The sequence below is a fragment of the Paraburkholderia sp. GAS448 genome, from assembly GCF_050435685.1.
Classification (GTDB): Bacteria; Pseudomonadota; Gammaproteobacteria; order Burkholderiales; family Burkholderiaceae; genus Paraburkholderia.
Genome location: NZ_JBNDKT010000003.1, coordinates 87,106 through 103,148 on the forward strand (window position 1 = coordinate 87,106; position 16,043 = coordinate 103,148).

Sequence of the window (16,043 nt, forward strand, 5' to 3'; positions counted from 1 at the left end):
GCAGTGGGCGAGCACTTAGCGTTTCCTAACTCGACGTCGATCAAGGACACGATCGTTTGACAAAGTCGTTCCAAACGCGGATCAGCATCCACTACTCATGCAGAAGCCGGTCGGCTTGCAAGATGCTCCGAATTATTGTTTCTAGCCTAGATGCTCCATCGCAGCTGTGACAGTCATTACGCCATGCATCAGTTATAAATGCCGCCGTCGATGGTAATCGCCTGGGCAGTGAGATACGACGACTCATCCGAGGCCAGGTAGACGAAAAGAGGTGCGATTTCGGAAGATTGACCTTGTCGTTGCAGTGGGACGACTCGCTTGACGAACTCCTCTTGCGACGCCCGACCGCCCATAAAACTAATGGCTGGCTCGTTAAACGCAGTATCGACCCAACCCGGACAGACCGCGTTTACACGGATGTTATCGAGAGCCAACTCAAGCGCGAGGGCAGTGCTGAAAGCGATGACTGCGCCTTTCGATGAGGAATAAGCTGTCGTACCGGGGCCTCCACGCTTGCCTGCGAGCGACGAGGTGTTAATGATTGAGCCCCGCCCCGATTTACGCAGATGAGGAACCGCGTACTTTGCGCCGAAGAAGTGCGCCCGCGAGTTTACGGCGAAGATGGCATCCCAATCCGATGCAGCAAAATCCGTCACCTTACCGAGGCGTTGAAGTCCGGCGTTCTGTACGAGTACGTCGAGTCCGCCCAGCTCCTCTACGGCGCTGTCAACGAAGTCACTGACGCTTTCTTCCTGCGTCACGTCGACTTTAATGAAATGGGCCCCGATTTCCCTAGCCGTCTGCTGGCCAGCTTCTTCGTTAATGTCCCCAATGACGACTTTCGCCCCTTCATCGACGAAGCTCTTCGCCGCTTCCTTGCCGATGTTACTTACAGCCCCAGTGATGATGATTCGCTTTCCCTGAAGTCGATTAGACATATGACTCTCCATTCACTCGCTTTGTGGAATAACAGCGCTCTTTGCAACCTTGTCCCGATGCGCACGCAACAGAATCCATGGTGTCGCCGTCCTCGTCGACTGGCCGAGAGAGATACCTTCGTTCACCATTGACCCGGATGTAGGTCTCCTCCATTCTCCAGCGCTTCAGCCCCCTCGGCCGGGGAAAATGCTCTTCCTGATAATGGCGTGCACGCCCCAATTTCCGTTTACGACTTGCGTTATGCCGAAATCCGCCGCCACCGACATGAGCGCGATCGCTTCGTCTTCGCTTAAGTTCTGGGTCGTCATCAGGAAGTGCCGCATCTTGTGATAGGCGTCACGCATCGCAAGGTCGACCGAAGACTTCTCAAAGATTGCACTCTGCGCATCTGGGCCCAGTTCTCCCAGGTAATTGGCATAGCTGAAGCCATGTACCAGCCACTCATCCTGCGTCTCAAGAAGCGGATAATGGAGATCGGCGAGAGGGGTTCCGGGCAACGAGGCCTTCTTGTGCAAAATAAGCTGGAAAATGCCCGTGAGTGAACATTCGATCGCCGTGCCGCAAAGTTCGGCATCGCCTTGCGAAGCATGCGGATCGCCGACTGAAAACAACGCACCCGGCACCGCTACCGGATAGAAGATTGAGGCGCCCTTACCGATACGCCAATTGTCGATGTTGCCGCCGGTATAACTCGGTGGAACAGAGTTGACGAGATCCGCTTCCGCCGGCGCGACACCCATGACGCCGAAGTGTGGACGGATCGGCACCCGGATGTCTTTTAGTACATGGTGGTTTTTCTTGATCGTCGCATGATCGACCGGGACCCCGGGATAGTCCATAATCGAATGCTTCACGCCGAACGGGTCCGTCTGCGGCGTCCAGCGAAAGTTATAGAGAGCCCGCGCCCAGTTGCGTTCGCCGGTTGCGTCCAACTCGAAGATGGTGACCACCTCCCGCTTTTTCGGTTCTTCCAACGTGTCACCATAGTGAAACCCCCACCACCCCGCTGCATTGCTGCCGAAGGTTTTCCCCTTATATTGCGGATTGCCACTCGGGCGCGGCATGACGTCCAGAATACGCACTTCGAGTATATCGCCTGGCTCGGCGCCCTTGATCGCCACCGGCCCCGTGCAGATATGAGCGCCGAGACCGCCGCCGGCGCCTACCTTACTGTCCATCGGACCGATACCGCGACGATCCACGTTCTTCTTCTTCGCATCCCAGTAAAATACACTTTCGGCGCCGGGATCTCCGCGAACCATGCGTTCGGCATCGTCATTTGCCTGGTGGGTCAGCGTCTCGATGGTGACAATGTCACCTGATTCCACTTCGATCAGGGCAGCTAATGAACGGCTGAAAAATCCCCAATGCACTGTCTTGTCGCTCGCCGTGACGTAGTAATGGCTAGTCTTACTGGAGCCTCGGTCCGTACCCGGGATGGCGTTAACACTCTGAGCCGACGCGTTCGACGTGATGCCGAGCGATCCGGCCGATACGTCAGCATCGCCAACCGCGAAATCCGTCATGACGCCGCGCCGCGCCTCCTCGAACTCCTCTTTCATTTCCGGATTTGCATTGTGTGAATGGTGGCTGCAACCCGTCGTGCAATGATGACCCATCGTAAATTTTCCGTTGCTGCCTAGTTGCGTTGTTACTACCCGCCCGGCAAGGGGAAGGAATGGTTAGCCGAAGGCCAAGGTTTCCCGGGCGAGTGAGGGGGCCGAAGGAGGCTAGATGATTGATGTAGGCCGACACCAATGTACGAACCCAAAAATAAAGGCAGTTGTATTGAGACGAACAAACTCTTGTTCGAACGGTGTTCTCAACTTGTTGGCAGTCTGGCATCACGCGCCCAAGCCTTCGGCACGTGGGAAAGCGTGACGTGCGTTCCGATGCTGGAGCGACTTGCCGCTTAAGTTTTCTATCCGTAAGTATTACGCGTTCGGCCACATTTCGACCAGCACGTTGACCGCACCGTCCAGACAATCCGAGTCGGTACATAAGCTGAGTGACGCTGCACTGAGATTCGCCCACGCACAAGCTTTTGTACGCAGTCACCCAAGTGTATCTATTCTGTCGCTCGTACGATCTGTCATCGGTCGCGTTGCACCGATCGCACACTCTTACGGAGCTTTAGAAAGCATGCTGCACGACCTGCCTGCCATCCAGAAAAATGTTCACTGGGGATATTTTGACGCGGCGCTAGCGCCCGCACTGATCGTCGAGAGCGGCGACTTCGTTCGCGCCGAAGCGATCACACATCATGCAGGCGACGCCCCCGAGCTCATGATGGATGACAAGGTGCGCGCGCTCTATGACACGATTCCCGAATCCGATCGCCAACCCGGCGTGCATCTGATGACGGGACCGATCTTCGTGAAGGACGCGAAGCCCGGCGACCTGCTTGAGGTGCGTTATCTGCAAATGATTCCGCGCTTCAACTATGGCTCGAATCTCGCGGCGCACTGGGGTCATCTGTTCACCGACTTCGAGAAGGAACGCGTCACTATCTACGAACTCGATCAGGCATCGAACACGGCTCACGCGCTGTATGCGTATGACTATCCCGGCAAATATCTCGTGCCGGGCAAGCGCTCGGAGATTCGCGACTGCTGCCGCGAACTCGCGCTCGAAGGCATTCGCGTGCCGGTGCGCCCTCACCTGGGCACAGCAGGCGTCGCGCCTGATGTGGCGGGCCGCGTGAGTACCGTGCCGCCGGGCGCGCATGGCGGCAATATCGATAACTGGCGCATCGGCGCTGGCTCCACCATGTATTACCCGGTCGCCGTGGACGGCGGGTTGTTCTCGATCGGCGACCCGCATGTATCGCAAGGCGATGGCGAGATCAGCGGCACCGCGATCGAGGCGTCGCTCAATGTGATGTTCCAGATCGTGCTGCGGCGCGACTTCACATTTCCCTCGCCGCTGCTGGAAACGCCGGACTACTGGATCGTCCATGGCTTCGATGAAGACCTCGACATCGCGACGAAGAACGCTTCACGCGATATGTTGTTGCTGCTCACTGAGCAGCAAGGCCTGTCGCGCGACGACGCGTATTCGCTAATGAGCGTCGCCGCGGATTTCTCCGTGACCCAAGTCGTTGATGGCCGTCAGGGCATTCACTGCAAGATCCCCCGCAGTATTTTTCCTCCGAAGAAAAAGCCTCGCGCGTGAGTTGTGCGCGCGCACTACAACGGCACGTCTACGCACAGTTGTAGTGCAGCGCGGTAGCGGTGCGTCCACGCACCGTCGTAGCGCAGCGCAGCAGCGCTAACGGCGTTGTTATCGATGGCACGGACATTGCGTTTGACTCACTCGACTGACGTTCGTCAGGGTCCGGGAGCCTGGGTTGGACTTAATGCATTTCACCACCGAGTCGTACGCCGAAGTAGATCGCCTGCGAGCGTGGAATGAGGCGCTCGAACGGCTTGGCCTGCGCTGCGGCGCGCCTCAGGCAGCCGCACGCCACTTGCATGGAACCATCAAGTCGCGCAAGTCGAGCAACGGTTTTGAGCTGATCGCGCTGGCCGCGTTCGCGCAAACCATCGAGCTCAAGGTCGACGGCGCCGACAGTCTCGTGATCATGCTGCATCTCGACGGCGGCGTGACGCTCGTCGCCGACGGCGTGCGCGCGCGGGTTGCTACCGGCGATATTGTTTATGCTTCGTCGCGCGAGGAAGCGCGCCTGTCGTTCACGTCCGACTTCCGCGCATTCGTGATCCGCGTGCCCCGCTCTGCCATCAACGCACGCCTTCTTACGCCGTTCTCGTTGCGTGCCGGGCGTTTGCCGGGCGAAGCCGGTATCGGTCACGTGTTCTCCGGCTTTCTGCGCTCGATTGCTGAAAGCGTGGAGACGTTGTCACTCGATGAGCTGCGTCCCCTCGAACTCGCGCTCGCGGAGTTCCTGGTCGCGAGTCTCGCCGGTCACGACAAGGAAGGCAGCTTCAGCGGCCTCACGCCATCTCAGGCCGCGCTCTTTTCGCGCGTATGTCGAACCATCGAAGGCAATCTCGCCGACCCCGATCTCGGGCTGACATCGATAGCGGAAGAAGAACGCGTCTCGCCGCGTTATCTGCAGAAGCTGTTTGAAGCGGTTGGACAGAATTTCTCGACGTACTTGCGCTCACGCAGGCTGGAGCGCTGCCGCGCGGATCTGGTCAATCCGCTGTATGAAAAGGTTTCGATTGCCGATGTCTGCTTCCGCTGGGGTTTCAACGATCCCGCGTATTTCAGCCGCGCGTTTCGCGAGCAATATGGCGCGTCGCCGCGCACTTTCCGGCATGAAGCGGGTCTTGAATTAGCCCGCCATCTCGTGCGGCGAATCTCGCGCGGCTTGCCTCTCAATGCCGGGAGTTTGCTCGTGCATGCACAGCTCGCCGAGCAGGACGCGGTTCATGAAGTTGCTGACGAGACCGGCTATGCAGAGCAGCCTGAAGCGCCTTCGGCACCACCGCCGCGCGAGTCCGGCAAGCCGCGTCATCATCTGTTGCGCGCGACGGCCAACACGATTCACTGGGGCTACTTCAGCCACGATCTCAAGCCCGTGCTCGAAGTGAACACCGGCGACACGGTGACTATCGAAACACTCACGCAACACGCGGCGGATGACTGGGAGCGCATGGTGCAGGGCGATCCTGGCGCCGAAAGCGTGTTCCACTGGACCGCCAACCGCAAGAATGTCAACCGCCGCGGCGCGGGCCCCATGGACGCGTCCATCTATGGACGTGGCGCAGGAGAGGGATTCGGCGTGCATATCTGCACTGGGCCGATTGCCGTGCGCGGCGCGGAACGCGGCGACGTGCTGGAAGTGCGCATCCTCGACATTCACCCGCGCCGTTGCGCCAATCCGAAATTCGCCGGCCGCGCGTTCGGCAGCAATGCCGCTGCGTGGTGGGGCTTCCACTATCGCGAGTTATTGACCGAGCCGAAACCGCGCGAGGTCGTCACCATCTATGAACTTGATGCCGACGCCACCGCTGGCGAAACCGCCTGCGCGCGCGCCGTCTATAACTTCCGCTGGACACCTCAGCGCGATCCCTTTGGCGTGGTGCATCCGACGATCGATTATCCCGGCGTGCCAGTCGATCATTCAACGGTCGTCGAGAATCACGACATCCTGAAGAACGTAAAAATCCCGGTGCGTCCGCACTTCGGCGTGGTCACCGTCGCGCCGCAGCAGGATGGTCTGATCGATTCGATTCCGCCGTCGACCTTCGGCGGAAATCTCGACAACTGGCGCGTAACGCGCGGAACGAGCGTGTTCTTGCCAGTCGGGGTGCCCGGCGCTCTGCTCTCCATTGGCGACCCGCATGCATCGCAAGGAGACTCAGAACTGTGCGGCACCGCGATCGAGTGTTCGCTCACCGGCGACTTTCAGCTTGTGGTTCACAAGAAAGAGACGCTTGGCGGCCAGGCGTTTGCGGACCTCACCTATCCACTAGTCGAAACCGCCGACGAATGGGTACTTCACGGCTTCAGCTATCCGAACTATCTGGCCGAGTTCGGCACAAGCGCGCAAAGCGCCGTGTATGAAAAATCGACCCTCGATCTCGCGATGCGCGACGCGTTCATCAAAACACGGCGCTTCCTGATGACGACCAAGGGCCTTTCCGAAGATGAGGCAATCTCGCTGATCTCGGTCGCAGTCGACTTCGGCGTGACGCAGGTAGTAGACGGCAACTGGGGGGTGCACGCGATCATCCGGAAGTCGCTCTTCACCGCGTGAAGTAGCGAGTGGTGACCTTCAATGCGCATGCGTACAAGAGTTTGTTCGCAGCAAGCTCGATGCGGCTATTTTGGCTTCCCTACCATGAGTTCTGACGTGAACACAGGCGTACGCGCCGTTCGACAGGACTCACTGGACCATGGATTCTCCCGCACATCGCGTGCTGCCCGGCCACGGGCGCTTTCAATATTCGCCGATCAACGGCCGCCCTGTTTATCGCTGGCCTGACGGTTCCCGGCTAGCGGTCTATATCGGCTTCAACATCGAGCACTTTGCGTTCGGCGAAGGACTTGGGCCGACTATCGGTCCGGTGATGCCCGAACCCGATGTGCTAAATCACGCGTGGCGTGAGTACGCATTGCGCGTGGGCGCATGGCGCTGTCTCGGTCTCTTCGATGAACTCGCGCTGCCGGCCGCGGCCATCATCAACACGGCGCTCTACGATCACTGCCCTGAATTGGTCGCCGCGTTCGCTCAGCGTGGCGATGAGCTCGTCGCGCACGGCCATACGAATTCGGAACGACAAGGAACGCTGACTGAAGACGACGAACGCGCGCTGATCGTGGCATGTCGCGAGCGGATCGCGGCGGAGAGCGCGCAGCAGCCAGCGGGCTGGTTATCGCCTTGGCTCTCGGAGAGTCATGTCACCAGCGATCTGGTGGTCGAAGCGGGTTACCAGTACACGCTCAACTGGTGTCACGACGATCAGCCCACGCGCCTGCTTACGCGAAACGGTCAGCCGCTGTGGGCGATTCCGTATCCGGAAGAAGTCAACGATATCCCGATGATCCTTGCGCGCCAAATGGACGCGAAGTCGTTCGCCGATCTGGTGATTGATCACTTCGAGGAAATGCTGCGGCAGTCCGCGCGAGAGCCGCTGGTGATGGGCATTGCATTGCATGCGTACCTGATGGGACAGCCGCATCGTTTGTGTCACTTGCGGCGGGCGCTCGAGCATATTGCCCGCGCGCGCGACGAAGGCCGGATCTGCATCACTACGCCGGGTTCGATTGCAAGCCACATGGACTTCCTCGGCCGTTAGATCACTTCATTCTCACTTCGCCGTAACGCCTCTTCCGCTTCTATTTCGTTCAACCTCAATAGGATTCGCCATGTTCATGTCAAAGGCAATCAAGCTGCTGTTATGCGCAGTCACCGGCCTCCTCCTCGCACAAGGCGCGTCAGCGCAATCGTGCGAACCGTCCAAGGTGGCCCAGAAATATCCATCGCTTGCGGGCAAGACCATCAAGATCGGCGTGGACCCGGAGTCGCCGCCGTATGCGTTTCGTGACAGCAAGGATTTCAACAAGATCATCGGCGCCGATGCCGACATGGCCCGCGCCGTGTTCGCCTGCGCGGGCGTGAAGACGGAATTCTTCCCCGCCGGCTGGTCGGGCTTGCTGCCCGCACTGCGCGCCGGACAGATCGATGTGATGTGGGACTTGCTGTACTACACGCCGGAACGCGCGAAGGAGACGAGCTTCGTCACCTATATGCAGGCCGGCACGGGCGGTCTGGTTGCAGCCGGCAACCCCAAAAAGATCGATGACATCTCCAAGCTCTGCGGCCTCACGGTCACGGCAGGCGTCGGCACTGTCGAACTGACGATGGAACAAACGCAGGCCGCCAAATGCAAAGCAGAGAAGAAGCCTGATGTAACCATCATGCCGTCCGCCGATATGGCGTCAGGCGCGCGCCTCGTCGCAAGTCATCGCGCCGATGTGTTTATGACCGACCTGGCGCTCGTCGATGGTCTCGCGAAACAGGGGCCACAGCTCTACATGCGCGGCTTCATGGTGAAGAGCGGCAATAGCATCGGCGTGGGCGTAAAAAAAGGCAACACCGATGTGATCGCCGCCGTATCCGATGGACTCAAGATCATGCAGGCCAATCAGACGCAGAAGAAGACTTTCCTGCAGTACAACGTCGATCCGTCGCTGGAAACGCCGACCACACTGCTTACTCAATAATGGCTGCCTGCGCGGCACACCCTGTGGTGTGCCGGTAGCGTCATCGATCAGGTTCGGAAATGAATGCATTGCGTATCAAACACAGAATTGTCGGCGTGCTCGGCATGCTTGCCATGCTCGCCTTGCACCCGGCGATGGCCGCCGGTCTCGATGGCGTTCAGGTGCTCGATGGTTTCAAGGAGCTGGTCGGTTATGTCGGCTCGCCTTTCCTGCTCGGCGGCGCGTGGATCGCGGTGAAGATCACGCTGATAGCGATGTCAATCGGGCTGGTGCTCGGGCTCGGTCTGGCGTTAATGCGGCTGTCGCGGTTCAAGGCCTTGAACTCAGCGGCGTGGGGTTATATCTGGTTCGTGCGCGGCACACCGCAACTGCTGCAACTCGTGTTCATCTTCGACGCGTTACCGCTGATCGGTTTGCGTTTTGATGAAATCACGACTGCGGTTATCGGCTTTGCATTAAACGAGGCGGCGTTCAGCGCTGAACTGTTTCGTGCTGGGATCTTGTCGGTAAACCGCTCGCAATCGACCGCGGCCGCCGCACTCGGCATGGGACCGTTGCTGACGTTACGCCGCATTATCCTGCCGCAATCGATGCGCGCGGTGATCCCGGGTCTCGCCAACGACACCATCGGCATGTTGAAGCTCACGTCGATCGCGTCGGTGATCTTCGTCAACGAGCTGACGTTTCGCTCGCAACAGGTCGTTGGGCAGAACTTTAAGTTCTTTACCGTGTTCGGTGCGGCGGCGGTGATTTATCTGTTCCTGACGAGCGGGATCTCGCTGATTCAGGTGAGGCTCGAGCGCTTCTTCGATCACGAGCGTGACCGGAAGATCACGTTCTCTTGGTTCGGACTGCGCGCATCGACGAGTGATGTCAAACCGGTGGGCACGCCGGTTGTTCTACCTGTCACCGTCAACGAGCCAGACGCGAACGATCACGCATGGATCGGTACGCTGCTGCCTGCCGAAAGTCGTACGCCGCGGCATCGCAATGAACCGTTTGTCGCGTGCAGGAACGTCTGGAAATCGTATGGCAAGCGCGAGATTTTGCGCGGCGTCAACCTGTCGATCGCGCATGGGGAGGTGGTCGTCATTCTCGGCCCGAGCGGTTCCGGTAAAAGCACGCTGCTCAAGCTAATCAACCATCTCGAACCACTTGACTGGGGAACGATCAAGGTCGATTCGCAGTATGTGGGTTATCGCGAAGTACCGGGTGGCGGCGGCACGGTGCGGCCCCTGCACAACCTCGCACGTGCACGCGCCGAAGCGCGCGTGGGCATGGTGTTCCAGCATTTCAATCTCTTCAGTCATTTGAGTGCGCTGGACAATATCGTTGAAGCACAGCGGCAGGTCTATGACGTGCCGCGCGCAGAAGCGGAAGCGCTCGGGCGCGAGCTGTTGAAGAGTGTGGGCCTGGCCGCGCATGAGGATTTTCTGCCGCATCGGTTATCGGGCGGGCAGCAGCAGCGGGTGGCGATTGCGCGTGCGCTCGCGATCAAGCCCAAGTTGATGCTCTTCGACGAACCGACTTCGGCGCTCGATCCAGAACTCGTCGGCGAAGTGCTTGGCGTGATGCGCGGGCTAGCCGATGCCGGCATGACGATGGTCGTGGTCACGCACGAAATCCGCTTTGCCCGCGAGGTCGCCGACCGCGTCGTCTTCATGGATGGTGGCGAAGTGATCGAGCTGGGGACGCCGCAGCAGGTCATCGACAACCCGACACACGAGCGCACCCGAAAATTCCTTAACGTCGTCGCCAGTTAAATATGAGGCTCAAATGACGGACTTCGAAACTTTCAATCTTGGCCGCGTCGTGCTGCAGTCCGGCGCGACGCTGCCTGACATGCTGCTCAGCTACAAGACGTATGGCCGGCTGAATGCAGCGCGCGACAACGCGATTGTCTATCCGACGTTTTATAGCGGCAGCCATGTCGACAATGAGTGGCTGATTGGCGAGCACATGGGGCTTGATCCGCGGGAGTACTTCATCATTGTGCCGAATATGTTTGGCAACGGCGTATCGAGTTCGCCGAGCAACAATCCGCCGCCTTATGATCGTGGCCGCTTTCCGCATGTGACGCTCTACGACAATGTCGCGATGCAATATCGCCTCGTAACCGAAAAATTTGGCATCGAGTCGCTCAGGCTCGTCACCGGCTGGTCGATGGGCGCGATGCAGGCGTTCCATTGGGCCGCGATGTATCCGGATATGGTCGAGCGCATTTTGCCGTTTTGCGGGGCGGCGCGATGCTCGCGGCACAACTTTGTGTTTATCGAAGGGCTTAAGGCGCCATTGCTGTTGGACCCAGGGTTCAAAGACGGTTTCTACGATGCACCGCCGACGCGTGGAATGCGCGCTGCTGCGCGTGTGTTTGCCGGGTGGGGATTTTCGCAGGCGTTTCTGCGTCAACGGCTCGACATGGAATCGATGGGATATGGTTCTCTCGAGGACTTTATTACCCAGTTCTGGGAGGGCGATTTCTTGAAGAAGGATGCGAACAATATCTTGTCGATGATGTGGAGCTGGCAGTACGGCGATATTTCCGCGAATTCCCTTTATAAGGGAGATTTCGATCGGGCGTTGGGCAGGATCACTGCAAAGGCTATTGTGATGCCCGGGCGCACGGATCTGTATTTTCCGCCGGAAGATAGTGCGTATGAGGTTTCGAAGATGTCCAATGCACAGTTGCGGCCTATCGAGTCGGTTTGGGGGCATTTTGCGGGCGGGCCTGCGGCCAATGCTGTCGATGTCAAGTTCATCGATAGTGCGGTGAGGGAGATTTTGGCGATGTAGTGATTGGGCTTTTTGCGCTCGGAGCTGCTTGCGCCAGATTGCTTGCGCGTGGCCCGAGTTAGATGTTGGATTTTATTTCAGGAGCGTGCATGAGCGAATCACATCTATTGACGTCGTCGCCTGATACGGTGCACTGGGGTTTCTTTGATTCGGCGCTCGTGCCGGTACTGACGATTCGATCCGGCGACGAAGTCCGAATTGAAACAGTCAACGGGCAGCCTCGCGACCTGGTCGGATTGCAGTTTGAGATGCTACCGGAGCATCAGGCGATTCATCGTGATTGCACGCCGAAACTGGGGCCACATATTGTGACGGGTCCGATCGCCGTAGACGGTGCCCAGCCCGGCGATCTGCTGGAAGTGCGGGTAGTCGACATCGAACTTCGGCAGGACTGGGGCTGGAACGCTATTCGCCCGTTGCGGGGCACCCTGCCCGACGACTTTCCGATCACGCAGTTACTCCACGTGCCGATTGACCGGTCGCGCAACGTGGCGACGCTGCCTTTCGGGCCGCGAATTCCGCTTCGGCCGTTCTTCGGGATCATGGGCGTCGCCCCGCCGCCAGCGTACGGCGCGATCAGCTCGATCGAACCGCGCGAGCATGGCGGGAACATCGACAACAAGGAATTGGGTGTAGGCGCGATCGTCTACTTTCCGGTCCATGTGCCTGGCGCCCTCTTTTCCGTCGGCGACGGGCACGCCGTACAGGGAGACGGCGAGGTTGATCTAAGCGCGCTCGAAACGTCTTTGACCGGCGTTTTCCGCCTGACGGTCCATCCCGGAATCGAGGCATTGCTGCCGTTCGCGATCACTCAGCGGCACGTCATTACGATGGGTTTCGACGAGGACCTCGACGAAGCCGCGCGCAAGGCATTGCGGGAAATGATTCAGCTAATCGGCAGGGCCACTGGCTGGCCGCATGCGTTTGCGTATGCATTCTGCAGCATGGCGTGCGACCTGCGGATTACGCAGATGGTTGACGGAGAAAAGGGTGTTCATGCAATGGTCGAGCATTCGCTGCTCACACCCCATCTGTCGAAACCGTTTCTGGCGTTGAAGCCTCAGTCGCCGGATGCATAGCTGGCTATCGTGCATGCGGACTGGCAAACGCCACCGTATGTCGCCAGCGACAGTGCCGATTTTGAAGTGAACCCCGCCGACGCGATGATGTACAACCTTGGTCTGGTCGGCTCGCGGGTAACCCTTACGTTGTATCAGGAGGTACCGATTGAATGATCGAGAACTCGAGCGGCAAGTGGTGCTGATCACCGGCGCCGGATCTGGGATCGGCCGCTCGCATGCGCTGCATTTGCCGACGCTCGGCGCGGCGGTGATCGTCCACGACGTCGACGCCGCAAAAGTCCGGACGACGGTCGACGCCGTACGCAACGCAGGCGGCCGTGCGTTCGGCATCGTATGCGATGTCCGGGACTCGGCACGGTTTCGCCGGGAAATAGACACGGCAGCGGCCGAGGCCGGACCGATTGACGTCCTTGTGAACAACGTCGGGATTGCTGCGAACGGCCCGATCGAATCGCTGACAGTCGACGAGCTCGACGCCGTGTTCCGGGTGAACGTCTACAGTTTCGTCGTCGCATTGCAAGCGGTATTGCCGGCAATGAAGCAGCGACGTGCAGGCCGGATCATTAACACGTCGTCGAACTGGGCGTTGACCGGTCAGGAGAGCGCAAGCGTCTATGCCGCGACAAAAGCGGCCATTCTCGGGCTTACGAAGTCATGGGCACGCGAGCTGGCGCCATGGAGCATCACCGTCAACTGTATCGCGCCAGGTGGCATCCATACCGAGCTGCTGGAAACGAGCGCCGAACGGCTCGCACGCATACCGCTTGGCCGGCATGGCGATCCGCTTGACGTATCGCATATGGCTGGCTTTCTCGCTTCGCATCGATCGAGTTACATGACCGGTTGTGTACTCAACCTGACCGGTGGCGAGCTGATTCCTGGCTGCTGAACGGCCATCGGGCCAACACCTGCAAAGGGGCAAGCATGAACAGAGCGCGCAATTTCATCGGTAATGGCGAAACGCCGCCCGATCCCTCATGGCCGGACGGCGCACGCATTGCGATTAACCTGAATCTCAACTTCGAGGGCGGCGGCGAGCGTTCACTCGACAACGGCGACGATACGTCAGAGGGCATGCTGAACGATATCGGAATGCCCGCCTATGCGGGATTGCGTAGCCCGCTGGCCGAATCCGTATTTGAATACGGCTCGCGCGCAGGCGTGTGGCGAATCCTGCGCGTCCTGCGATCTTTCGGCGTGAAGGCGAGCATCCTGGGTGTCGTCGCCGCACTGGAACGCAACCCGGAAGCAGCCCGCGCATTCGTGCGGGACGGACACGAGCTGGTTTGCCATGGATACCGGTGGCTGGACTACCAGGTGATGCCCTTGGACAAGGAGCGCAAGCACGTTGATGCGGCCGTTCAGTGGTTTGCATCGCAGTTCGGCATGACGTCGCTCGGATGGATGACCGGTCGGCCGAGCGTCCATACGCGCGAGCTGATCGCTTCGACGGGACGCATCCTGTACGACCGCGATGAACTCAACGACGAACTGCCGTACTGGACGGTAGCCGCCGGGAAACCGCATTTGATCATCCCGTATTCGTTCGAAACGAACGACAACCGCTTTAACGAAAATTCAGGCTTCAGCGTAGCGCGGCATTTCTCCGAATACATGACGGACTGTTTCGACACGTTGTATGCGGAGGGCGGTCATCGGCCGACGATGATGTCGATCGGTCTGCATGACCGGCTCATCGGCCGTCCGGCGCGCATCAAGGGTCTGGTCGATTTCCTGCGCCACGCGCGCGCGCACCGTGGCGTCTGGTTCTGCACCGGCGCGCAGATCGCGCACCACTGGCGCAAAAACTTCGCGCCGACCGATATGGCGGGTTTCTGGTAATGAGCAGCGGCAACGGCTCCCGGGCCCATTTACCCGACGCACAAGACTACCAAACCGTGCTTGTCACGGGTGCGAACGGCTTTGTCGGCCGGCTTGTCTGCGAGCAGCTACGCTCGGCGTATGGGCGCGTCATTGCGCTGGATCGCGCGTTCGCGCTGTCCGACTCGAGCGGTCCGCACGCCGATCACAGGGTGGTTGCCGACCTGTCCGATCGCGCGATGATAAAGGCGCTGTTCGAAGACGAGAAGATTACGGCAGTGGTTCATTGCGGCGGCATTTCGGGGCCGATGCTCGCACGTGACGATCCGGCACTGGTTCACCGCGTAAACGTAGTTGGCACGTTGAATATGCTTGACTGCGCGTCTCGCCATCATGTGCAGCGCTTCGTTCACGCGTCGTCGATCGCCGTCTATGGCGACCATCCGGCCATCGTGGCAATCAATGAATCCGCAGCATTGCTGGCGGTCGATCCCTACGGCACAAGCAAGATCGCGTCGGAATTGATCGCCCGCTCATATCGTGCCTGTTCGACGCTCGACGTTGTCGCGCTGCGCTTTGGGTCGATCTATGGTCCGGGCCGACGCACGAAGTGTGTCGTGGGTGCGTTATACGCGTCGACGCTTACCGGCCAGCCGGCGGTAGTCAGCGCCGCGTCAACCAATCCGCGACAGCTGGTCTATGTCGACGATTGCGTCGACGCGATCATCGCTGTGCTCACCACGCCACGGCTGCCGCAGTTCGCCTACAACATTGCGACGAACCGGATCGTATCGGAAGCGGCCGTCGCCGCGCTGGCCGCGGCGATCGACTCACGGGTGAAATATCGGATCGATACCGCCGAGCAGTTCAGCGACGGGCGGATCGGTCCATTATGTATCGACGCCGCGCAACGGGACTTCGGCTTTGTCGCGAAGGTCGACATCGTCGAAGGACTCAACCGGTATTGGCACCACCGCGGCGACAGTTAGCGCCTGGAAAGCGGAAGGGTATTGTCAACTCGTCCTGCGCAGCGCTGTGTTTGTGCAGGTGATATCCGTTGGGACTCACATCCAATCCAGCCCTTCGCACGGCATTGTCGCGTTGTCAAAGCGGTCAAGTAAGATGCCGCCATGAAAAAGACGAAATCGCTCTTCTATGGGGTATTGAAAGTCAAGCCCTGTTGAATGGAAAAATTCTATTATGTGAAGAAAATCTCCTGAGACTGCCGGTTGTCTACTTGCTGGCCTGCGGGGTCGCCTGCAACTGGTTTCGGGTTTCGGTCGAAATCATGGTGTCACGTATTGAGGATATCGAATGACGTGTGGAATGGAGTGCTGAACAGTGTACGAAGCGATGATATGTTCTGTTATGCGCAGATGCATGAATGGCGCGGACGAGCGGGATCGCGGTGCGCGGCGCCGGCGATGAAGCACAGGTCTCGAGGTGTGATCAGCTTTGGCAGTAATGCCGCAGATTGATCATCGTATAGGCAACGTTTTTGAGCGCGTAGTGCAGGTGGCTCAGCCGCTCGAAGCGCAGCAGCAGGTGCCGACTCGCGAATTACGCCCACGGGTTCATACGGCAGTCCAGTTCAATGAACCGACTGAGTTCACGGTATTCATTCGAAAGAATGCCGGAAACACTCGGGGCGACCACATTTACCTGAACGCCTACGGTTGGCTTGGCCGTTGACTTGCCGACCGACTCACCCGG

General features: G+C 59.2%; 13 protein-coding genes and 1 pseudogene. 11 read left to right on the forward strand and 3 right to left on the reverse strand.

The window, feature by feature from the left end; translation table 11 throughout:
• Nucleotides 1-188 precede the first annotated feature (188 nt).
• The 3 genes and pseudogenes from P3T23_RS06870 to P3T23_RS06880 form a co-directional block, all read right to left on the reverse strand.
• Nucleotides 189-938, reverse strand: coding sequence for an SDR family NAD(P)-dependent oxidoreductase (locus P3T23_RS06870; protein ID WP_429315436.1), 750 nt, complete (start codon nucleotides 936-938; stop codon nucleotides 189-191).
• Between the two features lie 42 nt (nucleotides 939-980).
• Nucleotides 981-1,119 (reverse strand): annotated as a pseudogene (locus P3T23_RS06875) (DDE-type integrase/transposase/recombinase); the annotation flags it as partial.
• On the reverse strand, nucleotides 1,104-2,501 hold the full coding sequence (locus P3T23_RS06880) for an acetamidase/formamidase family protein (RefSeq protein WP_429315437.1): 1,398 nt from the start codon (nucleotides 2,499-2,501) through the stop codon (nucleotides 1,104-1,106). The pseudogene P3T23_RS06875 and the gene P3T23_RS06880, both read right to left, overlap by 16 nt.
• A gap of 580 nt (nucleotides 2,502-3,081) precedes the next feature.
• Here P3T23_RS06880 and P3T23_RS06885 point away from each other — a divergent pair.
• The 11 genes from P3T23_RS06885 to P3T23_RS06935 all read left to right on the forward strand — a co-directional run bounded on the left by P3T23_RS06885 (nucleotide 3,082) and on the right by P3T23_RS06935 (nucleotide 15,648).
• Nucleotides 3,082-4,113, forward strand: coding sequence for an acetamidase/formamidase family protein (locus P3T23_RS06885; RefSeq protein WP_429315438.1), 1,032 nt, complete (start codon nucleotides 3,082-3,084; stop codon nucleotides 4,111-4,113).
• A 175-nt stretch (nucleotides 4,114-4,288) separates the two neighbouring features.
• A complete protein-coding gene (locus P3T23_RS06890) occupies nucleotides 4,289-6,664 on the forward strand; it encodes an acetamidase/formamidase family protein (protein WP_429315439.1) in 2,376 nt (791 codons plus the stop codon).
• A gap of 139 nt (nucleotides 6,665-6,803) precedes the next feature.
• Entirely contained in the window at nucleotides 6,804-7,706 is a 903-nt protein-coding gene (locus tag P3T23_RS06895) for a polysaccharide deacetylase family protein (protein ID WP_429315440.1), read from the forward strand.
• 70 nt (nucleotides 7,707-7,776) lie between these two features.
• Nucleotides 7,777-8,634 (forward strand): ABC transporter substrate-binding protein, encoded by an 858-nt coding sequence (locus P3T23_RS06900; protein ID WP_429315441.1) that lies wholly within the window; start codon nucleotides 7,777-7,779, stop codon nucleotides 8,632-8,634.
• 59 nt (nucleotides 8,635-8,693) lie between these two features.
• Nucleotides 8,694-10,397, forward strand: a complete 1,704-nt coding sequence (locus P3T23_RS06905; protein ID WP_429315442.1) for an amino acid ABC transporter permease/ATP-binding protein — start codon at nucleotides 8,694-8,696, stop codon at nucleotides 10,395-10,397.
• A 13-nt stretch (nucleotides 10,398-10,410) separates the two neighbouring features.
• A complete protein-coding gene (locus P3T23_RS06910) occupies nucleotides 10,411-11,427 on the forward strand; it encodes an alpha/beta fold hydrolase (RefSeq protein ID WP_429315443.1) in 1,017 nt (338 codons plus the stop codon).
• A gap of 89 nt (nucleotides 11,428-11,516) precedes the next feature.
• Nucleotides 11,517-12,506 carry an acetamidase/formamidase family protein gene (locus tag P3T23_RS06915; RefSeq protein WP_429315444.1) on the forward strand — a complete coding sequence of 330 codons (990 nt, stop codon included), beginning with the start codon at nucleotides 11,517-11,519 and terminating at the stop codon, nucleotides 12,504-12,506.
• A gap of 148 nt (nucleotides 12,507-12,654) precedes the next feature.
• Complete coding sequence (locus P3T23_RS06920; protein WP_429315445.1) at nucleotides 12,655-13,398, forward strand: SDR family NAD(P)-dependent oxidoreductase; 744 nt, start codon at nucleotides 12,655-12,657, stop codon at nucleotides 13,396-13,398.
• A gap of 35 nt (nucleotides 13,399-13,433) precedes the next feature.
• Nucleotides 13,434-14,351: a polysaccharide deacetylase family protein gene (locus P3T23_RS06925; RefSeq protein ID WP_429315446.1), complete on the forward strand. Its 918-nt coding sequence runs from the start codon at nucleotides 13,434-13,436 to the stop codon at nucleotides 14,349-14,351.
• Complete coding sequence (locus tag P3T23_RS06930) at nucleotides 14,351-15,319, forward strand: NAD-dependent epimerase/dehydratase family protein (protein WP_429315447.1); 969 nt, start codon at nucleotides 14,351-14,353, stop codon at nucleotides 15,317-15,319. Before P3T23_RS06925 ends, P3T23_RS06930 begins: the two co-directional genes overlap by 1 nt.
• A gap of 68 nt (nucleotides 15,320-15,387) precedes the next feature.
• Complete coding sequence (locus P3T23_RS06935) at nucleotides 15,388-15,648, forward strand: hypothetical protein (RefSeq protein WP_429315448.1); 261 nt, start codon at nucleotides 15,388-15,390, stop codon at nucleotides 15,646-15,648.
• The last annotated feature ends 395 nt before the right edge of the window (nucleotides 15,649-16,043 follow it).

Bases quoted from the DNA above. Each gene is read 5' to 3' on its own strand.
- P3T23_RS06870 (WP_429315436.1), bottom strand. From the start codon at position 938: ATGTCTAATCGACTTCAGGGAAAGCGAATCATCATCACTGGGGCTGTA.
- P3T23_RS06880 (WP_429315437.1), bottom strand. From the start codon at position 2,501: ATGAAAGAGGAGTTCGAGGAGGCGCGGCGCGGCGTCATGACGGATTTC.
- P3T23_RS06885 (WP_429315438.1), top strand. From the start codon at position 3,082: ATGCTGCACGACCTGCCTGCCATCCAGAAAAATGTTCACTGGGGATAT.
- P3T23_RS06895 (WP_429315440.1), top strand. From the start codon at position 6,804: ATGGATTCTCCCGCACATCGCGTGCTGCCCGGCCACGGGCGCTTTCAA.
- P3T23_RS06900 (WP_429315441.1), top strand. From the start codon at position 7,777: ATGTTCATGTCAAAGGCAATCAAGCTGCTGTTATGCGCAGTCACCGGC.
- P3T23_RS06905 (WP_429315442.1), top strand. From the start codon at position 8,694: ATGAATGCATTGCGTATCAAACACAGAATTGTCGGCGTGCTCGGCATG.
- P3T23_RS06910 (WP_429315443.1), top strand. From the start codon at position 10,411: ATGACGGACTTCGAAACTTTCAATCTTGGCCGCGTCGTGCTGCAGTCC.
- P3T23_RS06915 (WP_429315444.1), top strand. From the start codon at position 11,517: ATGAGCGAATCACATCTATTGACGTCGTCGCCTGATACGGTGCACTGG.
- P3T23_RS06925 (WP_429315446.1), top strand. From the start codon at position 13,434: ATGAACAGAGCGCGCAATTTCATCGGTAATGGCGAAACGCCGCCCGAT.
- P3T23_RS06930 (WP_429315447.1), top strand. From the start codon at position 14,351: ATGAGCAGCGGCAACGGCTCCCGGGCCCATTTACCCGACGCACAAGAC.